The sequence below is a fragment of the Nocardia vaccinii NBRC 15922 genome (assembly GCF_001613305.1).
Taxonomy (GTDB): domain Bacteria; phylum Actinomycetota; class Actinomycetes; order Mycobacteriales; family Mycobacteriaceae; genus Nocardia; species Nocardia vaccinii.
This window is the reverse complement of the sequence record NZ_BDCC01000050.1, coordinates 25,889-50,976: the sequence shown is the minus strand read 5'-3', so window position 1 is coordinate 50,976 and position 25,088 is coordinate 25,889. Positions and strand designations below refer to the sequence as shown.

The following is a 25,088-nucleotide window of genomic DNA, read 5'->3' as shown; positions in this document are numbered from 1 at the left end:
AGGCTGGGCGATCAGCCCCAGCAGTTGTCCAGGCCGTACTGCACATCCTTGGAGTCGATGCCGGCGCGCGGTTCGGCGGTGACGAGGTTGACCCCGGTGTCGGTGAAGCCGGTGGTCTTCTTGCCGGTCCTGGCGTAGTCGACGATCGCCTGCACGCCCTCGCCGGCCATCTTCAGCGGGTACTGCTGGGCGGTCGCAGCGATCTTGCCGTCCTTGACCGCCTGCACGCCAGTGCAGCCGCCGTCGATGGATACGATCAGCGCGTCGTTCTTCCGGCCGGCTGTCTCGAGCGCGGTGTACGCGCCCAACGCCGAGGGCTCGTTGATGGTGTAGACGAGGTTGATGTCGGGATCCTTCTGCAGGCAGGTCTCCATCGCCGTCTGCGACTTGGCTTGGTCGCCCTGGGCGGCCTGCGCACACACCACGTTCGGCGCGGTCACGTCCTGGGTCATATCCTGGGTGGCCTGAGCGGCGCCGTAACCGGACAGGAATCCGTTGTGCCGCAACGTGCCGACGCTCACGCCCGGGTTCAGGTCGATCATCGCAATCTTGACCGGCTTGTCACCCTCGACGGCCTTGGCGTACTTGCCGATCAACGTTCCCGCGGTGAAGTTGTTCGTCGCGAACAGCGCGTCGACCGCGGATTGCGGCTCGGTCGGGGTGTCCAGCGCGAACACTACGACGCCCTTGGCACGGGCCTTGGCGATCGCCGGGACGATCGCCTTGGTGTCGCTCGCGGTGATCATGATGCCCTTGACGCCCTCGGCGACCATATTCTCGATCGCGGTCACCTGGCTGGCGTTGTCCCCGTCGAATTTTCCCGCGGCCGTGACCAGTTTGACCCCCGCCTGGTCGGCGGCCTTCTGCGCACCCTGTTTCATCTTGACGAAGTACGGGTTGGTGTCGGTCTTGGTGATGAGCCCGACCTCGATTTGCCCGCTGCCGCCGGCCCCCTTGCCACAGGCAGTGGCCGTGAGGGCGACACAGGTGAGCGCGACCGCGGCGGCGGCGAAACGAGAAACACGAGGGGATATGGCACGAGAGGACATCGATGTGCTCCTGGCGGGTACTGCGAAGACAACGTTGTCAGAGACCATAGACCGTGGCGCAGCTCACGTCCAGAGCTGTGTCCAACTGTCACCACTCCGCTTATCCGCTGGCGGACGCGGCTTCATCGATCGGTGTGGGCGTTCCACGGCGTGCTAGAAAAGAAGGTGATGTCAGCGTTGTCAAGTTCCACGCCGCCCACCTCTCGCGCACCACGACGCGGTGCCACCATGCGTGAGGTCGCCGCACTGGCCGGCGTGAGTATCAAGACGGTGTCGCGGGTGGTGCGCGGCGAAGCCGGGGTCTCCCCGGAGCTGGCCGCGCGGGTCACCGACGCCGCCGCCATGCTCGACTACCGGCACAATCTCGCGGCCAGCACGCTGCGTGGGCGCGGTCAGAAGACCGCCGCGATCGGGCTGGTGCTGATGGATGTCGCCAACCCGTTCGCCTCGGCGCTGCATCGCGCGGTGGAGGATTTCGCACACGACCGCGGGACATTGGTATTCGCGGTGTCCAGCGACGAGAACCCCGGCCGTCAGCGCGAGGTGCTCGACGCGCTGCTTTGCCGCCGCGTCGACGGGCTCATCGTGATGCCGGTCGGCATCGATCACGGCATGCTATTGCACGAGCAAAAGCGCGGCACCCCAATGGTTTTCGTCGACCGACTGCCCGCGGCCGCCGAAATCGACAGCGTCACCGTAGACAATCGCGAGGGCGCGCGGCGCGCGGTCGAACACCTCGCCGCGCACGGCCATCGCCGCATCGCGTATCTCGGTGACCTGCAAACGATCTGGACCGCCGCGCAACGCTACGCCGGCTACGTCGAGGGCCTGGCCCGCAACGGAATCACCCTGGACCCGGAACTGGTCCGTGCCGACCTGCACTCCCCCGAGGCCGCCGAGACCGCAGCCGACATTCTGCTCACTCGCCCCGACCGCCCTACCGCGATCTTCAGTGCCCAGAACCTGGTCACCGTCGGCGTGTTGCGCGCCATCCAGAAACACGGCCTGCACCATGAGATCGCCCTCGTCGGCTTCGACGACCTCCCACTGGCCGAACTCCTCACCCCGCGCCTCACCGCCGTCGCCCAGGACCCCGCCCGCATCGGCCACACCGCCGCCGAACTCCTGTTCGCCCGCCTCGACGGCGACCCGTCCCCGCCCCATCACCGAGTGATCCCCACCCGTCTCGTCCCCCGCGGCTCCGGCGAGATCCCCCCACTCGCCGAGCGAGACAGAACACCGCGATCACCGCGCTGAGCATGACAGAAATACACACACCGACCTCGACAGACAGCCATTACCATTACCGATATGTCCATCCGGCACCATGCGCGCCCCGACCTTCCCTCGACGATGACCTGGGAGGAACTCGAGCTCTTGCCCGAGGAGATCGCGGGTCAGATCGAACTGTGGGAGGGGCGCGTCGTATGGGCACGACGAGGACCGGCCGAGCACCGGGACTGCACCGTCGAGTTTCGCAACGCACTCAGACGGTGCGCCCGCGCAGATATGGCCGAGCGTCCGGACCGGTGTTGGCGAGTCAGCGTCGAAACAAATATATTCCTCGGCGACACCGGTAAATCCGACTTTCTGACCCCCGACTTCTTGGTCTACGGCTGTCTGCAGGAGAGGTACCAGGACATTCGCGCCTCGGACGTGCAACTGGTCGGCGAAGTACTGTCGCCGTCCAACACTCCGCGTGACGTCGAAATGAAGAAGACGAGATACGCGAATGCCGGTATCCCCTGGTACTGGGAGGTGCTCCTCGGGCGCGGAGAGCATCCCACGACCACCGTTCGAGCATTCGGCCTCGAGACCGGCCACGGTCGGCTTCCTGAAGATGTAACCCCGTTGCGTCGGGCGAACTACATCATCGCCGGAGAGTGGATGTCCGGCCCTCCGGAGACCGAGGACCTGGAGGACGGCCTGGACCCCGGCGAATTCGATTCCGACGGAATCACTTTCGATTTCCCGTTTCCCATTCGTATCCCGTGGTCCGAACTCGAATACTGACGCCGCACCCGGCAGACCCGGCGGCGTCGGGCAAGATCGTCTCGCAATCTCGGCGCGGGTGACCGAGCCGCCGACTCGGCACATGAGACGACGGCGTCGCCGACGGCGGACAGGTGGCGGGTGCCCACACCAACGGTTCTGGCAGCTGTCACAGCACGGTGAACACTTCGGCCCGAAATCGAGCCTCACACCATAGTCCGGTCTGCGGTTATCATGACCGGCATGGGTGTCCCACACGTCGCGCCGCCGAACCTCCCGGCGTATATGACCTGGGAGGAACTCGAACTCCTGCCCGAGGAGATCGCGGGTCAGATCGAACTGTGGAACGGGCGCGTCGTGTGGGCGCGGCGCGGTCCTGCAGAGCATCAGGATTTTACGAACCTGCTCTGGTCGAGCCTGCGACGCTGTGCTCGGCAAGAAATGCAGAACAGTCTCGGACATTGCTGGCGAGTGTCAACCGAAACGAACATCTTCTTCGGCGAAACCGGCAAGTCCGACTACGTAACTCCCGATTTCCTCATTTATCGTTGCCTCGAGGAGGAGTTTCAGGATATCCGGGCAGCTGATGTCTACGTGGCCGGAGAGGTCATTTCACCCTCGAATTCCGATCGTGACATCGAAGCAAAGAAAGCGCGCTACGCGCATGCGGGCATCCCGTTGTACTGGGAAGTGCTGATGGGGCACTCGCCCCGCCGCATAAAGACCGTTCGGGCGTTTGCGCTGGAAACCGGTCATGGGAAACTGCCGGCGGGCGTTACGCCGCTACACTCGGCGAACTACATCATCGCCGGGGAGTGGCGATCGGATACACCCGATGCCGACGACCGCGCAGCATATGGCGAATTCAATTCCGACGGAATCACTTTCGATTTCCCGTTTCCCATCCGTATCCCGTGGTCCGAACTCGAATACTGACGCCGCACCAGGCAGACCCGGCGGCGTCGGGCAAGATCGTCTCGCAACCTCGGCGCGGGTGACCGAGCCGCCGACTCGGCACATGAGACGACGGCGTCGCCGACGGCGGACAGGTGGCGGGTTCGAAGAGTTGCCACTGCCATAGGGATCCCGAATCAGTTGGCCGCGTTGAGGTCTCGGCCGAGGCTCGAGGCAGTGTCGGTCAGCAGCGGGATGATGGCGTCCATGTCCAGACCGGAGACCCGCGCCTGCGGGCCGGAGATGGACACGGCGGCGCGAGTCGGAGCATCGGGGATGGCGACCGCGAAGCAGCGGACGCCGATCTCCTGCTCACCGTCGTCCATGGCGTAGCCCTGCTCGCGGATTCGATCGATCTCCTCCAGGATCACGGCCGGATCGGTGATGGTGTGAATTGTGCGGGGGCTCATCGTGATTCGCGACAGGATGCGATCGACCTCGGCGGGCGACAGGGTGGCGAGCACAGCCTTGCCGACGGCGGTGCAGTGCAGGTCCACGCGCTGACCGATCTCGGTGAACATCCGCATGGCGTGCGGTGAGGGCACCTGCGCGACGTAGACGACCTGATCGCCGTCCAGCACAGCCATATTGGAGGTCTCCCCGGTCAGATCCCGCAGCCGGGTCAGATGCGGGCGGGCCGAGGCGCCCAGCACCCGGCCGGCCGTCTCGCCGAGACGAATAAGCCTGGGCCCCAACGCGTACCGCCGCGATGGCTGCTGCCGGATGTAACCGCCCGAGATGAGTGTACGCAACAGCCGGTGGATGGTCGGCTGCGGCAGCCCGGACGCCTCCGCGAGCTGGGACAGCGTCGCATCCCCACCGGCGTCGGCCACCAGCTCCAGCAGTTCGAAGGCCCGGTCGACGGACTGCACGCCGCCACTGGCCCGCGTCTGCGTTTCGGTCACGCCGCTACTCCTCCTCGGTAGGCATTTCCACCATCTTGCCAGCGAATTCCGCCATACGGAAGAGTGTCTGGTGTCTCCGCTCAGCAGAAGCCCGGGATGCCGCGCCAAGCGTTGCCCGGCTCGGGTGCGTCGTCACGTTCGACAGTGGCCTCGATCAGCCCGTACGGCCGGTCCGCGGCGATGAACACCTCCCCCGGGTTGTCCAGCCCGAAACGCTCCAGGTCGTATTGGAAGTGGTGCTTGTTCGGGGCCGAGAAGCGGATCTCGGCGACGTCCGGATGCTGTTCGAGCACCGCGTGCCCCATGCTGTAGAGGGTTTGCTGCAATGCGTACGAATGCACAACGGCGAACTGCCGCAACAGGATCGCGCGAATCGAGTCGAAACTTCCGTCCCAGTCGATCGCGTCGGCGCCGCTGTAGCGCCAGCGGGCGACGAGAGAGGTGGCCATGACGCGGTCCGTGGTCGGTTCGAGGGTGGTGTACTCGTCCTGGAAGAAACCGTGGAATTCCGAACCGGTCGACTTCAGCACCATCAGATCCTTGATCCCGGACACCACGTGCGCCCGCCGATCCGGCCCGGCTCCGTCGACATTGACCACCGTCGTGCGCACACCGCCGCCGGTGCGCACGAAGGAGTGGTCGTGCGGCGCGCCGTCCACCGGGATGCGGCCCCAGGAGTACTCGTCGATCTCGATGCGCGCCCCGTCCGCGCCCGGACAGCGGGCGATGAAATGGTCGCCGAGAGTCAGCGCGAACTCCTCGATCGCGGCCACGCCCTTCTCCTTGGCGAAGGCGAATACCGTGTTCTTCTGCGTATCGGTGGGCAGAACGTCCCGCTGATCACCGGTGACGTGCGCGTCCTCGAACCGGCCGCGCAGCGCGGTGGAGACATTCAGGTCGCGGATCCGGTGGCGATCGGTGTCCCGGAATACGCGCACGAGACGGTTCTCGGCCTTGCCGTACTGATTGGGCCCGAGCCGAATGGCCATGGGTCAACTCCCTCGGTAGGTGGAAATGGCGAACGGGGACAGCAGCAGCGGAACATGGTGGTGCTGTCGCGGATCGGCGACGGTGAAGGTGATCGTCACCTCGGGGAAGAAGTGCTCACGGTCGCCGTAGTAGGCGGCGGTGTCGAAGGTGAGCCGATGGTCCGCGGCCGCCGCCCGCTCCGGGCCGAGGGTGGTGCAGCGGCCGTCCTCGTCGGTGCGGCCGGAACCCAGCTCGCGCCAGCCCTCGGGCGAACGCACTTCGAGCCGGACGGGAACGTCGTGCGCGGGGCGGCCGTCGGCGGTGTCGAGCACATGGGTGGTGATGGCGCTGCGGGTCATGGAATTACCGTCCCTTCCAGCCGCTTTCGCGTGATCGCGGCGAGTTCCGTTCTGGTGACGTGGATTTCGGTGTCGGGATCGTTGTCCAGGCGCGCGGTGAGGTCGGCGAGCAGCTCCGGCCCGCTGCGACCGGCGGCGCACACCAGGTAGATGCGCCCGAATCGGGCTTCGTAGGCGCGATTTCCCGCACGCAGCCGTTCGAGGAGCGCGGCGTCGGCGGGGTCGACACCGGACTGCTCTCTCGCGGCCGATGAGCCGGGGACCGTGGCCGCGCCGATACGAGGATGATCGGCCAGTGCGGCGCGCACCTGTTCGGGACGCAGTGCGAGCACCTCGCGCTCGGCCAGGGACAGCAGCGTCGCCCGATCGGGGTAGGGACGGGCGGCGGCGACCGCGTCGATCCACTCCACCAGGCCGATCACCGCTCGCAGGGTGTCGCGCCAATCGTCCTCGGGTAGCTCGTTCAACTGTGCCATCGTCAGGGGTAGTCGCACTCGCCGCACCTCCGAGTCTCATTGTTCCGGCAGACTCACGACCGAAAGCCGAATGGCCGAATCGCAGACGTTGACCACCATGCCCGACAGGCGTTACCGTCATATTACGGAAGTAAAATTCCACATTACGAAACTCGCCGTTCGGGCGACCCCGTGGTGGGATCGACGGCAGCGGATTCGCCCGCACCCACTCAGACGAAGAAGAGATGGCATGACACGACACCCCCTGCCTTATGCGGTGAATCTGTCCATCCTGTTCACCGAACTGCCGCTGCTCGAGCGCCCGGCGGCGGCCGCAGCCGCCGGATTCGACGCGGTGGAGTTCTGGTGGCCCTTCGCCACCGCGGCCCCGGCCGATGCCGAGGTCGACGCCTTCGCCGCCGCGATCGAACGAGCCGGGGTGCGGCTGATCGGGCTGAACCTCTTCGCCGGGGATATGCCCGCCGGTGACCGCGGACTGGTCTCCTGGCCCGGCCGCGAGGAGGAGTTCGCCGCGGGTGTCACCGCCGCCGCGCGAATCGGCAGGCGGCTCGGCTGCCCGGCGTTCAACGCCTTGTACGGCAATCGAATCGAGGGACAGGACCCGGACGAGCAGGACGAGGTGGCGATCCGCAATCTGGGTATGGCCGCCGGCGTTCTCGGTGCGATCGGCGGCACCGCCTTGATCGAGCCGGTCAGCGGGATGCCCGCCTATCCGTTGCGCACCGCGCAGGATGCGATCGGCGTCATCGATCGGGTGCGTGATGCGCACGGTGCGACGAATCTGGGCCTGCTCGCGGACCTGTACCACCTGAGCGTCAACGGCGACGATCTGGACAAGGTCATCGACGGCTACGCGGATCGGATCGCACACGTCCAGATCGCCGACGCACCCGGACGTCACGAACCCGGCACCGGTGACCTGGACATCTTCGGTTATCTGGACCGGATCGCCGATACCGGTTATCGCGGCCACGTCGCCGCGGAATACGTCCCCAGCGGAGCCAGTGCCGAGAGCTTCGGTTGGCTGCCGGCAACCCGCTGAACGAACCGCGGCATCGGCGCCCGAGCGCGACGATCTGCGGCACGAGCCAGACCGGCCGAATACCACTGGGACACAGCGATATTGGAGCGCAAATGAGCAGGATCGGATTCATCGGACTCGGAATCATGGGCGCACCCATGGCATCCGCCGAGGATTTGGGCACCGTCACCGATGCCGCCCGCCAGGCAGACCTCGCACTGCCGACCGCCTCGCTCATCGCCGCCGCCCGCGCCCGGGGCCTCGGATCGTTCGATCATTCCGCACTGCCGACGGTGATCGAGAAGCTCGACGGACGCGGCGAGTCATGACGCGGCGAGGGAGTACCCCGGGCGGACCACCGCCGCGAATCGTCCTGGCGCCGGACAAGTTCAAAGGATCGCTCACCGCCCGGCAGGTCGCCGATGCGGTGGCCGAGGGAATCCGGCGGATTCGCCCCGATGCCGATATCGTCCGGGTACCCGTGGCCGACGGCGGGGAGGGCACGGTGGATGCGGCGATCGCCGCCGGATTCGAGGCGCGCACGGTCCGGGTGACCGGGCCAACCGGCGAACAGATACGAACTTCGTTCGCGTACAACCGATCCGTCGCGGTCGTCGAAGCGGCCGCGGCCTGCGGGTTGTACCAGCTGCCCGGCGGTGTACTCGCCCCGCTGACGGCAACCAGTCGCGGCGTCGGCGAGCTGATTCGCGCCGCGCTCGATACCGGTTGCGGCACAATCATTCTCGGTGTCGGTGGTAGCGCCTGCACCGATGGCGGGGCCGGATTGCTCGATGCGCTGGGCGCTTCGCTGCTCGACGCCGACGGCCGACCCGTTGGTCCGGGTGGCGGCGCACTGACAGATATCGCCGATCTGGATCTGCATCGGCTCGATCCGCGTGTCCGCGAGGCCGAACTGGTGCTGGCCAGCGATGTGGACAATCCGTTGCTCGGAATCCGTGGCGCTGCCGCGGTTTTCGGTCCGCAGAAGGGTGCGGGCCCGAGTGAGGTGGCCGCCCTGGAAGCGGGTCTGGCGCATTGGGCCGAGCTGGTGGCCCAGCACACCGGATTCGATGCCGCCGATCGGCCGGGAGCCGGGGCGGCCGGAGGGATCGGCTTCGCCGCCCTGGCCGTGCTCGGGGCGCACCGGTCCAGCGGTATCGATGTCTTGCTCGACCTGGTCGGATTCGACCGGATCGTGCGAGGAGCGGACCTCGTGGTGACCGGCGAGGGCTCGCTCGATGCGCAGACCCTGCACGGCAAGGCGCCCGCGGGCGTCGCGGCCCGCGCCGGGCGCGCGGGGATTCGCACGATCGCCGTGGCGGGTCGGCAACTGCTGGATGAAGCTCGGCTGCGCGCGGCGGGATTCGCGGCCGCGTATCCGCTCACCGATCTGGAGCCGGACACGCGCCGTTGCCAGGACGAGGCCGCGGCGCTGCTGCGACGACAGGGTGAGCGGATCGCCCGCGAACAGCTCACCGCACCGATCCCGCCGCCACCCCACTCGCCATCATGACCGAGACCATGCCCGCCGCCCGAGCCCGTGCACATCGTCCGCACCCGGTTCGACGCGCACACATCATCAGCAAGGAGCACCGCACGCACGAATACGCCGACCCGCATGCCGACGCCGCGTTTCATGCCTTCGGCGGCGTCGCTCCGCCTCGAACACAGACAACACAGGCCCATGAGGCCGAGCCGCCGATGGCTGTCCATCGGCCCGCCGGCCCCGACGATGCGACCGCACCAGTGATACCGGAGTACCCGCGCCTATGAACGCACCGAACCCCCTCGCGGACAGAGTCTTTCGCGCCCGCCGGGTGATCACCCCGGCCGGGGAGCTTGCGGCATCGGTGGTGGTTCGGTCCGGCCGGATCAGTGACATCGCACCGTACGATGCGGTTCCCGGCGCACGACAGATCGTGGAGATCCCCGATGACGCGGCACTGCTGCCCGGACTGGTCGACAGCCACGTGCACGTGAACGAACCCGGGCGCACCGAATGGGAGGGCTTCGCCACCGCCACTCGCGCCGCGGCGGCGGGCGGTGTCACGACGCTGATCGATATGCCGCTCAACAGTATTCCCGCTACCGTGACGGTGGCGGCGTTGCGCGAGAAGCAGAATGCCGCCGCGGCGCAGTGCAGTATCGATGTGGGATTCTGGGGCGGGGCGGTCGGCAGCAATCTCGCCGATATGGGCGATCTTGCGAATGCCGGGGTGTTCGGGTTCAAGGCCTTTCTGCTGCCCTCGGGCGTCGAGGAGTTCTGTCATCTGAACTCCGCGCAGCTCGAGGCCGCGGTGCGCGTCGTCGCCGAACTCGACGCGCTGCTGATCGTGCACGCCGAGGACCCGAACGTCATCGATACCGCGCCCGCGCCGCACGGCCGCGGCTACGCCGAATTCCTCGCATCGCGACCCGCCGAGGCGGAGATCCGCGCCATCACAACGCTGATCGACCTGGCCGAACGGTATGACGCCCGGGTACACATCCTGCATCTGGCCGCGGCCGATGCCCTGCCGATGCTCTCGGCGGCGCGGATACGAGGCGTGCGAATCACCGCCGAGACCTGTCCGCATTATCTGTCCCTGTGTGCCGAGGAGATTCCGGACGGGGCAACCGAATTCAAATGCTGTCCGCCGATCCGCGACCGGGTGAATCAGCGGAATCTCTGGAACGGATTGCGCGACAACATCGTCGACTGCATCGTCAGCGACCACTCGCCGAGTACCGTGGCGCTCAAACGTGCCGGTGACGGGGATTTCGGCAGGGCCTGGGGTGGGATCGCGGGCTTGCAGGTGGGCCTGCCCGCGGTCTGGACGGCCGCACCGGACTGGGTCGATCTGGTCGATCTGGCCCGCTGGATGGCCACCGGGCCGGCGGATCTGGTCGGACTGGAACGGAAGGGCCGCATAGCGATCGGCGCGGACGCGGATTTCTGCGTCTTCGCACCACACGAGGAGTTCACCGTCGACGCGGCCGAACTGCGGCATCGAAACCCGATCTCGGCCTACCACGGGCGCACTCTGCGCGGCGTGGTCCGATCCACCTGGCTGCGCGGCGAACGGATCACCGACGGCCGCCCCCGTGGCCGCCTGCTGCAGAAACGAGGTATCGATGAGTGAGTGGTCCCAGCGTCCCGATCTGGCCGCCCGGCACAGCGGCGGCAGTGTCGTCGCCGCCAACGACGAATTCTTCGCCGACCGAGAGAATCTCATCCGAGACGAGGCCCCGGTGTTCCAACCGCATACCTTCACTGCCAAGGGGCAGGTGTACGACGGCTGGGAGACGCGGCGCCGGCGGGACGGCAGCCCCGGGCCCGACTGGGCGCTGATCCGTCTGGGTATCCCGGGCATTCCGGCCGGAATCGTTGTTGACACAGCGCATTTCGTCGGAAATTATCCGCCGCGGGTGTCGATCGAGGGATGCGGTGTGCTCGGACACCCCTCGGTGACGCAACTGCTCGAGGCCGATTGGCACCCCCTGGTTCCGGTATCCCCGGTCGAGGGCGACACGCGCAACACTTTCGAGGTCGGTTCGGACCGCCGGATCACGCATGTGCGGGTGAACATGTACCCGGACGGCGGTATCGCGAGGGTCCGGGTGCACGGCACCGCGGTTCCCGATCCGCAGTGGATCGACGACATCCCCTTCGATCTGGCGGCCCTGCACAACGGCGGCCGGGTGGTGGCCTGCAGCGACGGCTTCTTCTCACCGCCGAACAATATGCTGCAGCAGGGGATTTCACGCCTCATGGCCGACGGCTGGGAGATGCGGCGGCGCCGCGACGGCGGAAACGACTGGGCCACCGTGGCACTGGCCACCGAGGCGGTTCCCACGGTGCTCGAGGTGGACACCACGCACTACAAGGGAAATGCTCCGGCCCGGATCTCACTCGACGGCCACGCTGCCGACGGGAAACCGATCGGCCTGCTCGATCCAGTGGCGCTGCAACCCGACGCACCGCACCGATTCCGCCTCACCGGGGACATCCCGGTGCAGCAGGTGCGGCTCAACGTCTTTCCCGATGGCGGCATCGCCCGCCTGCGCCTGTTCGGCCGGATCACCGACGCAGGGCGCAGCGAGCTCGAAAAGCGTTTCAGGAAAACCACTTCCGGCCGATGACCAAGGAGACGCTATGGTCCTGATGTTCCTCAACGGTGACGGTATGCGCGGCGGTCGCCTGAACGCCCTGCTCGACGGCGCACCATTGCTCCGGACGGCGCGCAGCGCGGCGAAGTACCGCTACTACTCGGTCGGCGACCGCTTTCCCGCCATGATCGCCGCCGACGATGGCCGCGCGGTCACCGGCGAGGTGTACGACGTGCCGCTGGAAGTGCTGCGGGACAGGCTCATTCCGAGCGAGCCGCCCGAACTCGAACTCGGCCTGATCGAACTCGAGGACGGCACCGCCTGCCTGGCGACGGTCCTGCGCGCCGATCTGCTCGGCTCGCCCGAACTCATCGATATTTCCGATATCGGCGACTGGCGCGCCTACCGCGAGGAATCGGCCGCCGCACAACGCGATACCGAGATCTCACCCGAGTGATCGGTCCCGACCGGGATAGAGATACCGATCCAGGGCGGCACACGGCGAGATCGGCGTGTGCACCGGCACCTCGGGCCCGGAGTCCCCCCGCAGGCGACCCGATACGGAGAATTTGCTTCCGCACAATCCGGCTCCGCTCCACCAACGGCTCTACTGCCGAACGGATTCAGAACCTGCCTGATTTCATTGCGGCAGAGTCCCATTGAGAATCCAGTCAGCGCAGCCCGCCGACCACATCGTCCCGGTGGGAACGCCGCCCATCACCTACCAGGATGCTCACAGGAGGTCCTGGAGGTACTGCCGGCGAGCGCGGAGGAATCTCACAGGGGCGGCGAATACCGTTGCCGCCATGACAAATTCGACACGTTCCACGGAATCCGCCAGGTCGTCTCGGCGGCGCGGGATCACGCTGCTCATCGGTACTACGGGGCTGGCCGTGGCGGTTGCGGCGGGGGTGAGCGCGTGCGGTTCATCGGGAGGTTCGAGTTCGGCGGCGTCCACGTCCGCGGCGGCATCGAGTTCGGCGAAAGCGGGTAAGCGGATGGGGCACGGACACGGGGTAATGGGCACCATCGCCGCGGAGAACGCCGACACCTGGACACTCACCAAGAAGGACGGAACCACCGAGACCGTCACCATCACACCGCAGACCACCTTCGGCAGCAAGCAGAATCCGGCACAGAAGTCGCAGTTCACGGTCGGTGAGAACGTCGTCGTGCGCGGTAAGGAGTCCGGGACCACCATCACCGCCACCGCGATCATGCCGGCCAAGGCCCGCCCCGCCACGACCACGCCGTCCGCTTCCAGCGCCCCGCCTCCCACCAACTGACCGTCCCGTCGTTCCGGTAGCCCGCGCTCCCCGGCCACCGGAACGCATTCCGGCGCAACCCACGATATCCGTTGCGCGGCAGGCACTTCCGATGTGCGCCCCGCTGCCGACCGGCGGCGCCGCACAACGGGCCGGTCCGGACCGCAGATTCGGCGCAGGGATCCCGATTCGGCGGACTCTCGGCGCTTCTCACAGCTCACACCTAATCTCCACCTACTCGCGACACATGCTCGGTGGCGAAGCTCTCCTGGTCGGTTCGCCGGTGACGAACCGGCGGATCGGACGACGTCCGGCGAGACAAGGAGATGCGATGCGAATCAAGTCGAGGTTGGCAGCGGGTGCGGCGGCGGGAGCCGTGGCATTCGCACTGGTGGGCATGGGTGCGGGTATGGCGAGTGCCGCTCCGGCCCCGCAGCAGAACCCCGCACCGAACGGGCAGTGTGCTCCGCCGGCCGGCCACCCGCAGGGGCCCCCGCCCAGCAACCACCAGAAGCCGCCGGGCAACCCACCCGCGGGCAAGCCGCCCGCTTGCCCGCACAAGTAGTTCTGCGCGGGAGATGAGGGCTGCGTAGAAAGACGAAGTGCGACACGGTCCCATGCCCGTTGTTCGGGCATGGGACCGCGCGCATCGGCGTCCCCATCCGGGCGATCGGCCCGGAGTGAGGTAGCCCCGGGGCCGGACTGTATCCGGCCCGCGACGCGCTCACAACGAGGTGAGCACATCCTCGAAAGCCGCCTCGGCGGCTCCGAGAAGTTTGAGATCCGCTCCGAGAGAGGACTTCTCGATCCGCACGCCACCCAGCGCGCGACTGACAATACTGCGCTTGCGGACCTCCTGCTGGATGCGCTGCACCACCGCTTCGGGCAGGATCGCGAACAGGTCGCCGAGCACCACCAGCTCCGGCCCCAGGATGTTGACCACATTGACCAACCCCAGGATCAGCCAGTCGACGTAATCGCCGAGCCTGGCCACCGGGTCCGAATCCCTTCGCAGCTCACGCAGTTCCGCCACGATGGCCCCCCGCGGCACCGATTCGGCCAGCCCCAGCGCGCGGCGCAGCGCGAGCTCGCCGACCTCGGTCTCCCAGCAGCCCGCATTCCCGCAGTGGCAGGCGCGCCCACCGGGATGCACTGTCATATGGCCGATTTCACCCAGGTAGCCGCCGGAGCCGCGCAGCAGACCGCCCTGGGCGATGATGCCGCCGCCGACGCCCACATCCGCGGAGACGAATACCGCGTCCGACGCGCCTCGCCCCACCCCGCGCACGTATTCGGCCAGCGCGCCGAGTTCGGCGTCGTTGCCCACCACCACCGGAACGCCCAGCACCGTGCCCATCCGCTCGCCGAACGGCACATCCGTCCAGCCGAGATTGGACGAGTCGTGCACCATTCCGTCGGTGCGGCGCACCACGCCGGGCACCGAGATTCCCGCGGCCACCGGATGCAGATCCAGATCCTGGGCCAGCAGCGCCGAGGATTCCGCGACGTGGGTCACCACCTCGTCCGGATCTCGTTGCCGCCCAAGCAGATTCCAGCTGTTGCGACCCAGGATCTGACCGCCCAGACCGACCAGCGCGATACCCGCGTGCTCGACCTGGACGTCCACCGCCAGCACCACAGCCGCCTGTGCCTGCGGCAGCACCAGCAATGAAGGACGTCCCGCGCCCTGCGGCAGCCGCGGCACCCGCTCCTCGACCACACCGTCCCCGGCCAGGCCGTCGACCAGCATCTTGATGGTCGAACGGTTCAGTCCCAGTTCGGCGGCCAGCGCCGCGCGAGTGGCCGGGCCGCCGACGTGCAGGATCCGCAGCAGCGAGGCGCGATTGAACTTGCGCACCTCGTCCGGCCGCGCAACGTTCATGCGCGCGTCCCGCCGCCGTGCGGCACGGCCGTGCGCAGAATGCGCCGCGCCGCCGACTCACTCGAGCGCCCGTCCATGACTCCACCTCGCCCGTGCTTCGGCTCCGTCGGGTGCGACACGCACGATATCGATCGTTCGATCGCAAGCTCGTCCACGAACCCACCCTGCGACCTCGGCACCCGCTTACTCCCTCTCACCTGTTCCGGCCCGGTCCGGCCGAATGCCATCGGTGCGATCCGGAGCTGCGGACCGCCGGTACGCCGGTGTCCAGAACATTTCCGAACACCGTGCACCCCGATGACATTCGGTCGTTCTGCCGTTCGTCTCATCGACCCGTCGCGGCGGCCCGGCGGCGAGACAGGGCATCGACCGTCGCCGCCAGCAGCAGGACCAGGCCGGTGACCACCGACACCACGGCGGCCGGCTGGCGCAGCAGGCCCAGGCCGTTGGAAACCACCGCGAGCACAGTACCGCCGATCACCGCGTCGGCGATCCGGCCCTTCCCACCGAAGAGGGAGGTACCGCCGATCACCGCCGCACCGACCGCGAACAACAGCGTATTCAACCCACCGGCCTGTGGATCGACCGAACCGACCTTGGAGGAGTACACGATCGCACCCACCGCCGCACAGCCCGAGCTGATCACGAACACGCTCGACCGCAACTGCGTGACATTGATGCCCGCACGCCGCGCGGCCTCCCGGTTCCCGCCGATCGCGTAGAGGTGCCGCCCGTACGTGGTGCGGTTCAGCACATACGTCCCGACGACCAGCAGGACCAGCACGATCGGCACCACGTACGGCACTCCGGAGATCTTTATCAATGAGCTCGGCGACCGGTTCACCGACATGAACGCCGTCGCCACCGCGGCCAGTACCGTCAGCACCGCCACCTTGGCCACCACCAGCGGAGTCGGCTGGGTCACCAAACCCTTACCGCGTCTGCGGAAATGCCCGAACAACGTCACCGCGCCGAAGCCTCCCGCACCCACCACGAACAGCACCCAGCTCCACAGCACCGACAGATTGCCGTTGGCCACCGAGTCCAGTACGTGCGAGGAGCTGATGCCCAGCACGCCGCCCTCGCCGATCAACTGCAGGATCGCGCCCTGCCAGGCCAGGAACAGCGCCAGAGTCACCACGAACGACGGCATGCCGATCTTGGAGATCAGGAATCCGGTGATGCAGCCGATGGCGGTGCCGACGCACACCGCCAACAGCATCTCGATCCACGGATCGGCATGGAAGCCCACCACCGTGATCAACACCCCGAGCAGCGACATCGCCACCCCGGGCCAGATCCGCAGCAGTCCCGCCAGCACCGCGGCGAGTACCAGCAGTCCGTTGAAGATGAAGAAGACGGTACTTCCCATGCCCGACAACAGATTTCCGTTGTCGACATAATGCATCGCCAGGACCGCCCCCGCCACACCGGAGGCGGTGCCCGCCGATAGATCGATCTCACCCAGCAACAACACGTAGACGATGCCCATCGCGATGATGGTCTGCCCGGCCCCCTGGGCGAGCAGATTGGCGATGTTGTTGAGTGAGAGGAATACATCCGACAGCGAGCTGAACAGGACGACCAGCACCACCAGACCCAACAGCGCAGGCAGCGAACCGATCTCGCCGCCCCTCACGCGGGCGAGATAAGCACGCACGGCCTCCGCCGTGGATACGGTGGTGGTGTCGATACCGAAATCGGCGATCGCCGTCCGGTCCCCGGTGGCGGACTCGGGGGTCTCCCCGCCGCCCGCTGTCTCCGCCGAAACTTGCGTCATCACAATCGCTTTCTTGCTGATCCTGCTACAGCACCGCGGAATCCGGCCGGGCCAGGCCCAATTCGCCGGAACGTCCCGCGGTGATCAATTCCACGACCTGGTTCTGAGTGACCTCGCTGGTCCGCACCTGCGCGGCCATCCGGCCCAGGTACAGCACCGCGATCCGATCCGCCACCTCGAACACGTCGGCGAGGTTGTGGCTGATCAGCACCACACCCAGCCCCTGTTCGGCGAGCCGGCGCACCAGGTCGAGCACCTGGCGGGTCTGCGCCACCCCGAGGGCGGCGGTCGGCTCGTCGAGCAGAACCAGATTGCTGTTCCACAGCACCGATTTCGCGATCGCCACGGTCTGCCGCTGTCCACCGGACAGCGACGCGACCGGGGTGCGCACCGATTTCACGGTGCGCACCGACAACGATGCCAGAGTGCGCCGCGCCGCATCCTCCATGGCGGCCTCGTCCAGGAACCACGGTTTGCCGCGTTCGCGACCCAGGAACATGTTCTGCACGATGTCGAGATTGTCGGCCAGCGCGAGGTCCTGATAGACCACCTCGATGCCCAGCGCCGCGGCATCCTTGGGGCCGTGCAGGTGCACTTCCTCGCCCCGGAACTTCACCGATCCCGAATCCGAACCATGAATTCCGGCAATGCATTTCACCAACGTCGACTTGCCCGCGCCGTTATCGCCGACCAGCGCGGTCACTTCGCCCGCCGGAGCGGTGAATTCGACGTCGTGCAGGACATGAACCGCACCGAAGCTCTTGTTGAGCCCGGAGATCTGCAGCAGCGGCTCACTCATGTCAGGAGATCCCGAGCTGGGTGCAGACCGAGGCCACGTCGCCCGAGCACAGATCGCTCGCCTTGACATAGCCCTTGTCCACGACCACCTTGACCTGATCGCGAATGATCGACTGCGGGTCCAGCAGAACGGATTTCACGGTCCGGTTGCCCTTCGGGTCCTGGGACGTGCCGGTGGCGATCGCATCCGCGGCGGCCTTGTCGTTCTTGGCCAGCGCCGCGGCGAGTTTGGCGGCGGAGTCCGCCTCCTCCTCGATCGGCTTGAACACCGTCATGTACTGATCACCGCGCAGCACCGCCTTGAGCCCCTCGGTGGTCGCGTCCTGGCCGGTCACCGGCACCTTGCCGTTGAGGCCGTTCTTCTTCAGCACCGTGATGATCGCCCCGGCCAGACCGTCGTTGGCCGCGACGACGCCGCCGATCTTGTTGCCGTTACCGGTGAGCAGCTGCTCGAAGACCTGCCCGCCCTTCTGGTTGTCCCAGCCGTCGATCGCTTGGCTGGCGACGAGTTTCAGCGCACCGGAGTCGTAGAGCGGCTTCAGAACCTGCTCCTGTCCCTGATGGAACAGGGTGGCGTTGTTGTCGGTCGGCGCACCCTCGATCTCGATGACCTGCCCGCCCGCCTTGCTCTTCAGCGCGTCGGCCAGATCCTGCCCCTGCAGCGCGCCGACCTTCACATTGTCGAAGGAGACGTAGTAGTCCGAGGAGCCGCCCAGGTTCAACCGGTCGTAGTCGATCGTCGGAATTCCGGCCTTGTGCGCCTTGTTGGCGACCGCGTTGCCGACCTCACTGTTGATCGACGCGATGACCAGCACCTTCACGCCCTTGGCGATCATGCCGTCGGCCAGTGTGCTGAATTTCTGCACATCGCCCTGCGCGTTCTCGATATCCGAGTCGAATCCCTGTGCGCTCAGGGCCTTCTGCAGCATCGGGCGGTCGAATCCCTCCCAGCGGGCCGAGGTGGCGGTCTCCGGCAAGATCACCCCTACGGTCCCGTTCTTCCCTCCCCCGCTGCCGCCCGAGCTGCTGGAATTCCCGCCGCTGCTCGCGGAATTGGATCCGCAAGCGGTGAGGGTCAGGAGGCCGGCCAGCGCGACAGCCACCGCCCCATACTGTTTCATCCTCATCAGGTGAACCTTTCGAGCCGACGGCATTCGTCACCGGGCTCGGGTAGGGACCGGGCGACGAGTGCCATATGTTGTAGGCAACAACATATGACACCGAACCCGCGATGGAGGTCACAATTCGGCAACGGTGTGGTCCAGCTCACGCTCTCCATCCATGGTGACACGCGCACGGCAGATGTAACTCGGCTCACACAAATTGCACTTTCTGAAATTTTGCAGTTCGTGCTAATTTTTCCCTATGTCGCTGTTCGAGCACGAGGCGCCGGCCGTGGGCCTTCGGGAGCAGAAGAAGTATCGGACCCGGCTCGACCTGTGCCGGGCCGCGCGGCGGTCGGTGCTCGAGCGCGGCCTCGATGCGACGACGGTGGAGGACGTCGCCAAGGCCGTCGGGGTGTCGCCCCGCACGTTCTTCAACTATTACGAGACCAAGCTGGACGCGGTGGTCGGGCCGGTCGGGGACGTCGGAACCCCGCAGGCGCGAGCGCAATTCGTCGCCGGCGGGCCGACCGGAGAGCTGATCGAGGATCTGATCCAGCTCTATGCCGCCGGATTCGACGCCGATGACGAAGTGCGCGAGGCTATTTCGCAGATGGGCGAAATCTGCCGGGCGGAGCCGCGTGTACTGGCGGGCCTGGTCGCCGCGGGCGCGACATACGAGAGCGCCGTCGCCGAACTGCTGTCCGCGCGCGGCGGTGACGATCTCACACCCGAATTCGCCTCGTTCACAGCGATATTGATGTCCACCCTGACCACGCGCGCGGCGCTGGCCGTCAGCCAGAACCCGGACCGATCACTCACCGCGACGCTGCACGACTACACCGCGATGGCCACCCGGCTGTTCGCGCCGACCGCCGCACACACCACCGAGACCACCGATGACAGGAGACGGGGATGACTACGCCGGTGCAGGCTCCACCACCGATCGTCTTGACGCAGAAGCGAATCTGGCTGATCTTCGCCGCGCTGATCGCGGGCATGTTCCTGGCCGGACTGGACCAGACGATCGTGGGCACGGCGATGCCCACCATCGTCGGCCACCTGGGCGGGGTCGAGTACATGGCCTGGACCGCGACCTCCTATCTGCTCGCCACCACGATCGTGATGCCTGTCTACGGCAAGTTCGGCGACATGTTCGGGCGGCGCTGGTTGTTCCTGTTCGCGATCGCGGTCTTCACCGCGGCCTCGGTCGGCGCGGCGATGTCCACGGGCTTCTGGGAATTCGTCGTGTTCCGCGGGCTGCAGGGCGTGGGCGGCGGTGGTCTGATGATTTTGGCGCAGGCCATCATCGCCGATGTGGTGCCCGCGAAGGATCGCGGTAAGTACATGGCTCCGATGGGCGCCATCTTCGGCATCACCTCGGTCGCCGGACCGCTGCTCGGCGGCCTGTTCGCCGATCACCTCGGCTGGCAGTGGTGCTTCTGGCTGAACGTGCCGATCGGGCTGGCCGCGCTGGTGATCGCCGCGCGGTACCTGACGATTCCGAGCCACCGGCCCGCGACTCGGCCGGATTACCTCGGCGTCGTGCTGATGTCGTCCGCGACCGCACTGCTGATCCTGATCACCGACTGGGGCGGTAAGCAATACGCGTGGGGTTCGGCGACGATCCTGGCGATGATCGCGGCGCTGGTCGTCGTGGTCGGCGTCTTCGTGGCCGTGGAGGCACGGGCGCAGGAACCGATGTTGCCGCTGTGGCTGTTCCGGAACCGCACCTTCGTGCTGACCTCGGCGATCGGGCTGATCGTGGGCCTGACCATGTTCGCGGCGCTGGCGTTCCTGCCGACGTATCTGCAGATGGCGACCGGCGTTTCGGCCTCGGTCTCGGGTCTGCTGCTGATCCCGATGATGGTCGGCATGATGCTGACGCTGATCTCCTCGATGGGCGTGATCACCAAAACCGGCCGCTACCGGGCCTTTCCGCCGATCGGCGCGCTGCTGATGATCGCGGGCATGCTGTGGCTGACCCAGCTCACCGCACAGACCTCGATGTGGGTGGTCGGCGCGCAGCTGTTCGTCATCGGCGCGGGCCTGGGCCTGATCATGCAGATCATCGTGCTCGTGGTGCAGAACGCCGTGGAGCCCGGCCAGATCGGGACCGCGACCAGCGCCAACAACTACTTCCGGGAAATGGGCGGCGCGATCGGCGTCGCGGTGTTCGGGTCGATCTTCACCAACCGGCTGACCTCGGGCCTGACCGACGCGTTCACCTCGCACATCCCCGAAGTCGTGTCCTCGCACCTGAATCCGGGCAACCTGGTGCCGTCCGTGGTCAAGCATCTGCCCGCCGACCTGCACGACGCGATCGTCGGAGCCTATGTGCACGCGCTGGTTCCGGGATTCTGGTACATCATCCCGGGCGCGGTGCTGGCATTCGTGCTGGCGCTGTTCATCCCGCACATGGAACTGTCCGACGAGGCCGGCATGATCGCCCGCGGCGAAGCGGTCCTGGCGGACTCGCCCGGTGCGACCGACTGCACCGAGGATCCCCGGCAGGACCCGAAGCTCGTCACCGAGCACTGATCCCGGTATCGGGTGTTACACGGTGTTGTGTAACACCCGATACCGGCCGTAGCGTTGAATGGTTGTGCACGCCGTTCCAGGGGTTTATTGGCGACTGGCGGAAGCAGGGTTCCTCCGGCAGTGGCACTATCGGCTCGCCATGTTCGCGGGCATGGTCACCAATGTGGTGTTCGGGCTGGTCCGCGCCGCGGTGATGCTCGCCGCCGTCCGGGCGAGCGCCGGACTCGGCGGCTACACAGCCGATTCCATGGGCGCGTACGTCTGGCTCTCGCAGGGGCTGCTGGGCGCGCTCGGAGTCATGGGGCCGCCACTGGACATCGCCGAACGTATTCGCAACGGTGATGTCGCGGTCGATTTCCTGCGCCCGGTGGATATTCAGTTCTCTTATCTGGCAACCGATTTGGGTCGCTCGGGATGTACGCTGCTGCTGCGCGGGGCGCCCAGCGTCGTGGTGGGACTCGCGGTCTTCCAGCTCACCCTGCCGCGCAGCGCGTGGCCCTATCTGCTCGGCGCGCTGAGCGTCGTGCTGGCGGTGACGATCTCGTTCCTGCTGCTGTTCGCGGTCTGCCTCACCGGATTCTGGGCGGTGGAGACCCGCGGGGTCCGGCTGCTCTACCAGATCGTGGCCACCTTCCTGGCCGGACTGTTCGTCCCGGTGCACCTGTTCCCCGACTGGTTGCGCACGCTGGCCGAACTCACGCCGTTCCCCTCACTGCTGCAGGCGCCCATCGACGTGTTATCGGGCCGCGCGGTCGGTTCTCGAGCGCTGGGAATCCTTGCTGTACAGCTATTCTGGGTAGCTGTCGCGGTTCTCCTCGGCCGGATCCTGCTGCGCGCGGGGCGTCACAAGCTGGAGGTGCAGGGTGGCTGAACTGCTCGATGCCGCCCGGAAATCGGGAACATGGTTCACCCCCTACAGTGCGGTGCTCCGCTCCCGGATGCGATCCCAGCGCGCCTACCCGCTGTCCTTCGCCGCGGATATGCTCTCCTCCCTGCTGGTCGGCGCGGTGGAATTCGCCGAGGTGTGGGTCATCTACCACAACGTGCGCGTGCTCGGCGGGCTCGGCATGCATGCGATGCTGCTGCTGTTCGGCCTGTCCAATCTGGCCTTTTCCATCGCCCAGATACTGGTCGGGCATACCGACACGTTGCCGACCTACATTCGCGCCGGCACCCTGGACGCCTTCCACCTGCGTCCGCAGCCGCTGCTGCTGCAACTGATCACCAGCGATATCTCACTGCGCCGGGTGGCCCGCGCGGGCGTGGCCGCGACGGTGCTGGGCATCGGCATCGTCGCTGACGATATCCACTGGACCGCAACAACATTCATTCTCGTGACAATGTCGCTGCTCGCCGGGACGGCGATTTTCGCCGGGCTGTTCGTCTGCGCGGCCGGTCTGCAGTTCTTCCTCATCGACGGCTCCGAGCTGACCAACAGTTTCACCTACGGCGGGGCATTCGCCGCACAGCAGCCCACATCGGTGTTCGGCCACCCGCTGACACTGCTGTTCGGATTCACGGTGCCGGTGTCCTTCGTCGCCTATCTGCCCACGATCGCCCTGCTGCGCCTGCCCGGCCCGCAATGGCTGCCCGCATGGCTGGCATGGGCGAGTCCGATTGCCGCAGTATGGGTCTGGGCCATCGCGCTGCTGTGCTGGCGTTCGGGAGTACGGCACTATCAGGGAGGCGGTGGATAGCGGTGTCCATCGAGATCACGGATTTGACAAGGGAATTCGTCATCCATCGCAAGGATGAGCGGCCGTGGCGACGAAGACGTCGCGAGGTGATCACCGCGGTCGACCGGATGAGCTTCCGCATCGAACCCGGTGCGGCGGTGGGATATATCGGCGCCAACGGCGCGGGCAAGTCCACGACGATCAAGATGCTCACCGGCATCCTGGTGCCCACCTCGGGGACGGTGCGCACCTGCGGGCTCGAACCGGTACGCCAGCGCCGGGAGCTGGCCGGGCACATCGGGGTGGTGTTCGGGCAACGTTCGCAACTGTGGTGGGATCTGCCACTGCGCGAATCGTTCACCATTCTGGCAGCCATTCACCGCCTCGATCCGGACCGGGCGGGTAAGCGCATCCACGAGCTGGTCGAACAATTGGAGATGGCGCACACCCTCGACACACCCGTGCGGCAACTGTCCCTGGGCCAGCGCATGCGCGCGGAAATCGCCGCGGCACTGCTGCATTCGCCCGAACTGCTGATCCTGGACGAGCCGACCATCGGCCTGGATGTGCTGTCCAAACAACGATTACGCGACTTCCTGTCCTATGAGCGGATCGAACGCGGCACCACCCTGCTGCTGACCACCCACGATATGGGCGATATCGAGCGGCTGTGCGAACGGGTGCTGGTGGTCGATCACGGCCGCCTGGTCTACGACGGCACCCTCACCGGCCTGGCCGCCACCGTGCGGGTGCGCCGGATGCTGGTGGTGGATCTGGCCGTGCCCGCCCCCGACCTCACCGGACTGCCCGGGGCCCAGCTCATCGCGAGCGAGGGCGGCGGGATCCGGCAGCGGCTGGCCTTCGACCCCCAGGTGGTCACCGCCGCACAACTGCTCACCGCCGTCTCGGCGCGGGCGGAGGTGCGCGATCTGTCCATCGAAGAACCCGATATCGAGGATGTGGTGCGGCGCATCTACCGCACGCAGAACCTCGCACCGGATCCACGCCCACCCAGCAGCGCGCCCCCGCCGCAACGCGGCGAGGACGCGCACCGCCCGCACAACGATCGAGCAGTCACGCCCGACAATACTGCGGCTCAGGAGGATTCGGGACCGAGCTGAAGGCCGGACACCGGCTCGGCCTCCGGAGCCGACCCACTGCCGGGCTGTCCCACCCGACCACGTTGCGGCTCAGGAAGATTCGGGACCGGGCTCCGGGCCTGCCCCCGACTCGGCCGTAGGACCGGACTCCGGGCCGGCACCCGCCTCGGGGGCAGGTCCGGGCGCGGGACCCGGGCTGAACGCGGGCACAGCGGCACCGGGTTCCCGAGCGCCCTGATCCAACCGGAACGGCGGGTACTCGTCGCGCATCAGCGAGCTGTACACGCGTACCCGGATGATCCAGCGGACCAGCCCCATCACGAAGTCGAACAGCCCGCGCGGGTACTTGCCGGTGAACAACAGCCCGATCGCGGCGATGAGCACCAGGACGGTCAGCAGCGAGATCCAGCTCCCGCCGCCCATGTACGTACGATCCATATCCCCGTAATGGTCGTGGTGCCCATGACGATATTCGCCGCCCCAGGACCCCATGCCGCCGACGATAGCCGCGACGATCAGATACTGCGGAATCGCCAGCAACCACCACTTGATCAGCACCAGCCCGCGATGCAGCCGCTCGGGATAGTCGACGTCGAGGTCGGCCGGATAGTTCTCGTCCGGGCGCAGGCTGAACGGCGGATAGCGATCGGTGCCCAGCGGGGAGAACGCGTAGAACCGCACCCGCCATCCCCAGCGCATGACGCCGACATTGAAATCGAATAGCCCGCGCGGATAACGAGCCGTGAACAGGATCGCGAAGAATGCGATCACGGTGACCACGAAGTAGGCAATGTACAGGAAAAACAGCACAATGTAATGGGGAATCGCGAGAATCCATTTGACGATCCATTGCCAGCGCGACAGCGCCGGGTCCAGATCGCCCCGGACGCGCACGGGGTAAACGGGGGTATCAGGTTGCATGACCACGCTCCTCTCGGGCGTTTCCAGGCTCGCCGCCGAGCCCTGGCACGGTCAATTGTTTCGCACCCAGGTCACATTCATGCGTATTTGCCGGATGGATGTGTCATCGACTGCGGCGCGTCGCGCACATCGGCCCCGGCGCGTCACATCGCCCGGTCGAGCCGTGCCCACGTGTTGCGCGAACGATCCGCATGTGACACCTTGCTTC

At 66.8% G+C, this 25,088-nt stretch carries 26 protein-coding genes; 16 read left to right on the top strand and 10 right to left on the bottom strand.

Going from position 1 to position 25,088, the window contains the following annotated elements:
* Positions 1-11 precede the first annotated feature (11 nt).
* Entirely contained in the window at positions 12-1,049 is a 1,038-nt protein-coding gene (locus NV1_RS28150) for a substrate-binding domain-containing protein (protein WP_067897852.1), read from the bottom strand.
* A 228-nt stretch (positions 1,050-1,277) separates the two neighbouring features.
* On the opposite strand from NV1_RS28150, the gene NV1_RS28145 reads away from it, so the two are divergent.
* From NV1_RS28145 to NV1_RS28135, 3 genes are all read left to right on the top strand, one after another.
* Positions 1,278-2,306, top strand: a complete 1,029-nt coding sequence (locus tag NV1_RS28145) for a LacI family DNA-binding transcriptional regulator (RefSeq protein ID WP_245713964.1) — start codon at positions 1,278-1,280, stop codon at positions 2,304-2,306.
* A gap of 54 nt (positions 2,307-2,360) precedes the next feature.
* Positions 2,361-3,062 carry a Uma2 family endonuclease gene (locus tag NV1_RS28140; protein WP_245713963.1) on the top strand — a complete coding sequence of 234 codons (702 nt, stop codon included), beginning with the start codon at positions 2,361-2,363 and terminating at the stop codon, positions 3,060-3,062.
* 222 nt (positions 3,063-3,284) lie between these two features.
* Positions 3,285-3,977, top strand: coding sequence for a Uma2 family endonuclease (locus NV1_RS28135; protein ID WP_067898001.1), 693 nt, complete (start codon positions 3,285-3,287; stop codon positions 3,975-3,977).
* Between the two features lie 155 nt (positions 3,978-4,132).
* Here the strand turns inward: NV1_RS28135 and NV1_RS28130 are convergent, their stop codons facing one another.
* From NV1_RS28130 to uraD, 4 genes are all read right to left on the bottom strand, one after another.
* Positions 4,133-4,900 carry an IclR family transcriptional regulator gene (locus NV1_RS28130; RefSeq protein WP_067897849.1) on the bottom strand — a complete coding sequence of 256 codons (768 nt, stop codon included), beginning with the start codon at positions 4,898-4,900 and terminating at the stop codon, positions 4,133-4,135.
* An 80-nt stretch (positions 4,901-4,980) separates the two neighbouring features.
* Positions 4,981-5,889, bottom strand: coding sequence for a factor-independent urate hydroxylase (pucL, locus tag NV1_RS28125; protein WP_067897845.1), 909 nt, complete (start codon positions 5,887-5,889; stop codon positions 4,981-4,983).
* 3 nt (positions 5,890-5,892) lie between these two features.
* Positions 5,893-6,228, bottom strand: coding sequence for a hydroxyisourate hydrolase (gene uraH, locus NV1_RS28120; RefSeq protein ID WP_067897843.1), 336 nt, complete (start codon positions 6,226-6,228; stop codon positions 5,893-5,895).
* Positions 6,225-6,722 (bottom strand): 2-oxo-4-hydroxy-4-carboxy-5-ureidoimidazoline decarboxylase, encoded by a 498-nt coding sequence (gene uraD / locus NV1_RS28115; protein WP_245713962.1) that lies wholly within the window; start codon positions 6,720-6,722, stop codon positions 6,225-6,227. Before uraD ends, uraH begins: the two co-directional genes overlap by 4 nt.
* Before the next feature lie 211 nt (positions 6,723-6,933).
* Between uraD and NV1_RS28110 the strand changes: the two genes are divergently transcribed.
* The 8 genes from NV1_RS28110 (at position 6,934) to NV1_RS43875 (ending at position 13,644) form a co-directional block, all read left to right on the top strand.
* Complete coding sequence (locus NV1_RS28110) at positions 6,934-7,746, top strand: hydroxypyruvate isomerase family protein (RefSeq protein ID WP_067897837.1); 813 nt, start codon at positions 6,934-6,936, stop codon at positions 7,744-7,746.
* A 92-nt stretch (positions 7,747-7,838) separates the two neighbouring features.
* Positions 7,839-8,054, top strand: a complete 216-nt coding sequence (locus NV1_RS28105) for a hypothetical protein (RefSeq protein WP_067897834.1) — start codon at positions 7,839-7,841, stop codon at positions 8,052-8,054.
* Complete coding sequence (locus tag NV1_RS28100) at positions 8,051-9,238, top strand: glycerate kinase (protein WP_067897831.1); 1,188 nt, start codon at positions 8,051-8,053, stop codon at positions 9,236-9,238. Before NV1_RS28105 ends, NV1_RS28100 begins: the two co-directional genes overlap by 4 nt.
* Before the next feature lie 256 nt (positions 9,239-9,494).
* A complete protein-coding gene (allB, locus tag NV1_RS28090) occupies positions 9,495-10,847 on the top strand; it encodes an allantoinase AllB (protein ID WP_067897825.1) in 1,353 nt (450 codons plus the stop codon).
* A complete protein-coding gene (gene alc / locus NV1_RS28085; RefSeq protein WP_067897822.1) occupies positions 10,840-11,847 on the top strand; it encodes an allantoicase in 1,008 nt (335 codons plus the stop codon). Before allB ends, alc begins: the two co-directional genes overlap by 8 nt.
* Positions 11,848-11,860: 13 nt before the next feature.
* The gene (locus NV1_RS28080) at positions 11,861-12,271 is read left to right on the top strand and encodes a gamma-glutamylcyclotransferase family protein (RefSeq protein ID WP_067897818.1); all 411 of its coding nucleotides are present in this window, start codon (positions 11,861-11,863) and stop codon (positions 12,269-12,271) included.
* Between the two features lie 349 nt (positions 12,272-12,620).
* Complete coding sequence (locus NV1_RS43880) at positions 12,621-13,100, top strand: hypothetical protein (RefSeq protein ID WP_157117417.1); 480 nt, start codon at positions 12,621-12,623, stop codon at positions 13,098-13,100.
* A gap of 310 nt (positions 13,101-13,410) precedes the next feature.
* Entirely contained in the window at positions 13,411-13,644 is a 234-nt protein-coding gene (locus tag NV1_RS43875; protein WP_157117416.1) for a hypothetical protein, read from the top strand.
* A 159-nt stretch (positions 13,645-13,803) separates the two neighbouring features.
* Here the strand turns inward: NV1_RS43875 and NV1_RS28065 are convergent, their stop codons facing one another.
* The 4 genes from NV1_RS28065 to NV1_RS28050 all read right to left on the bottom strand — a co-directional run bounded on the left by NV1_RS28065 (position 13,804) and on the right by NV1_RS28050 (position 18,666).
* Complete coding sequence (locus NV1_RS28065; protein WP_067897808.1) at positions 13,804-14,961, bottom strand: ROK family transcriptional regulator; 1,158 nt, start codon at positions 14,959-14,961, stop codon at positions 13,804-13,806.
* Positions 14,962-15,286: 325 nt separating this feature from the next.
* Positions 15,287-16,741: a sugar ABC transporter permease gene (locus tag NV1_RS28060; protein ID WP_067897805.1), complete on the bottom strand. Its 1,455-nt coding sequence runs from the start codon at positions 16,739-16,741 to the stop codon at positions 15,287-15,289.
* 25 nt (positions 16,742-16,766) lie between these two features.
* Positions 16,767-17,540, bottom strand: a complete 774-nt coding sequence (locus tag NV1_RS28055; protein ID WP_067897802.1) for an ATP-binding cassette domain-containing protein — start codon at positions 17,538-17,540, stop codon at positions 16,767-16,769.
* 1 nt (position 17,541) lies between these two features.
* Positions 17,542-18,666 (bottom strand): sugar ABC transporter substrate-binding protein, encoded by a 1,125-nt coding sequence (locus NV1_RS28050; protein WP_067897799.1) that lies wholly within the window; start codon positions 18,664-18,666, stop codon positions 17,542-17,544.
* 238 nt (positions 18,667-18,904) lie between these two features.
* On the opposite strand from NV1_RS28050, the gene NV1_RS28045 reads away from it, so the two are divergent.
* The 5 genes from NV1_RS28045 (at position 18,905) to NV1_RS28025 (ending at position 23,980) form a co-directional block, all read left to right on the top strand.
* A complete protein-coding gene (locus tag NV1_RS28045; RefSeq protein WP_067897796.1) occupies positions 18,905-19,561 on the top strand; it encodes a TetR/AcrR family transcriptional regulator in 657 nt (218 codons plus the stop codon).
* On the top strand, positions 19,558-21,183 hold the full coding sequence (locus NV1_RS28040) for an MDR family MFS transporter (RefSeq protein ID WP_067897794.1): 1,626 nt from the start codon (positions 19,558-19,560) through the stop codon (positions 21,181-21,183). Before NV1_RS28045 ends, NV1_RS28040 begins: the two co-directional genes overlap by 4 nt.
* Positions 21,184-21,322: 139 nt before the next feature.
* Positions 21,323-22,054: an ABC transporter permease gene (locus NV1_RS28035; protein WP_084525851.1), complete on the top strand. Its 732-nt coding sequence runs from the start codon at positions 21,323-21,325 to the stop codon at positions 22,052-22,054.
* Positions 22,047-22,880 carry an ABC transporter permease gene (locus NV1_RS28030; RefSeq protein ID WP_067897786.1) on the top strand — a complete coding sequence of 278 codons (834 nt, stop codon included), beginning with the start codon at positions 22,047-22,049 and terminating at the stop codon, positions 22,878-22,880. Before NV1_RS28035 ends, NV1_RS28030 begins: the two co-directional genes overlap by 8 nt.
* 107 nt (positions 22,881-22,987) lie before the next feature.
* The gene (locus tag NV1_RS28025) at positions 22,988-23,980 is read left to right on the top strand and encodes an ABC transporter ATP-binding protein (RefSeq protein ID WP_373864663.1); all 993 of its coding nucleotides are present in this window, start codon (positions 22,988-22,990) and stop codon (positions 23,978-23,980) included.
* A 69-nt stretch (positions 23,981-24,049) separates the two neighbouring features.
* Here the strand turns inward: NV1_RS28025 and NV1_RS28020 are convergent, their stop codons facing one another.
* On the bottom strand, positions 24,050-24,880 hold the full coding sequence (locus tag NV1_RS28020) for a DUF4389 domain-containing protein (RefSeq protein WP_084525850.1): 831 nt from the start codon (positions 24,878-24,880) through the stop codon (positions 24,050-24,052).
* Between the last annotated feature and the right edge of the window lie 208 nt (positions 24,881-25,088).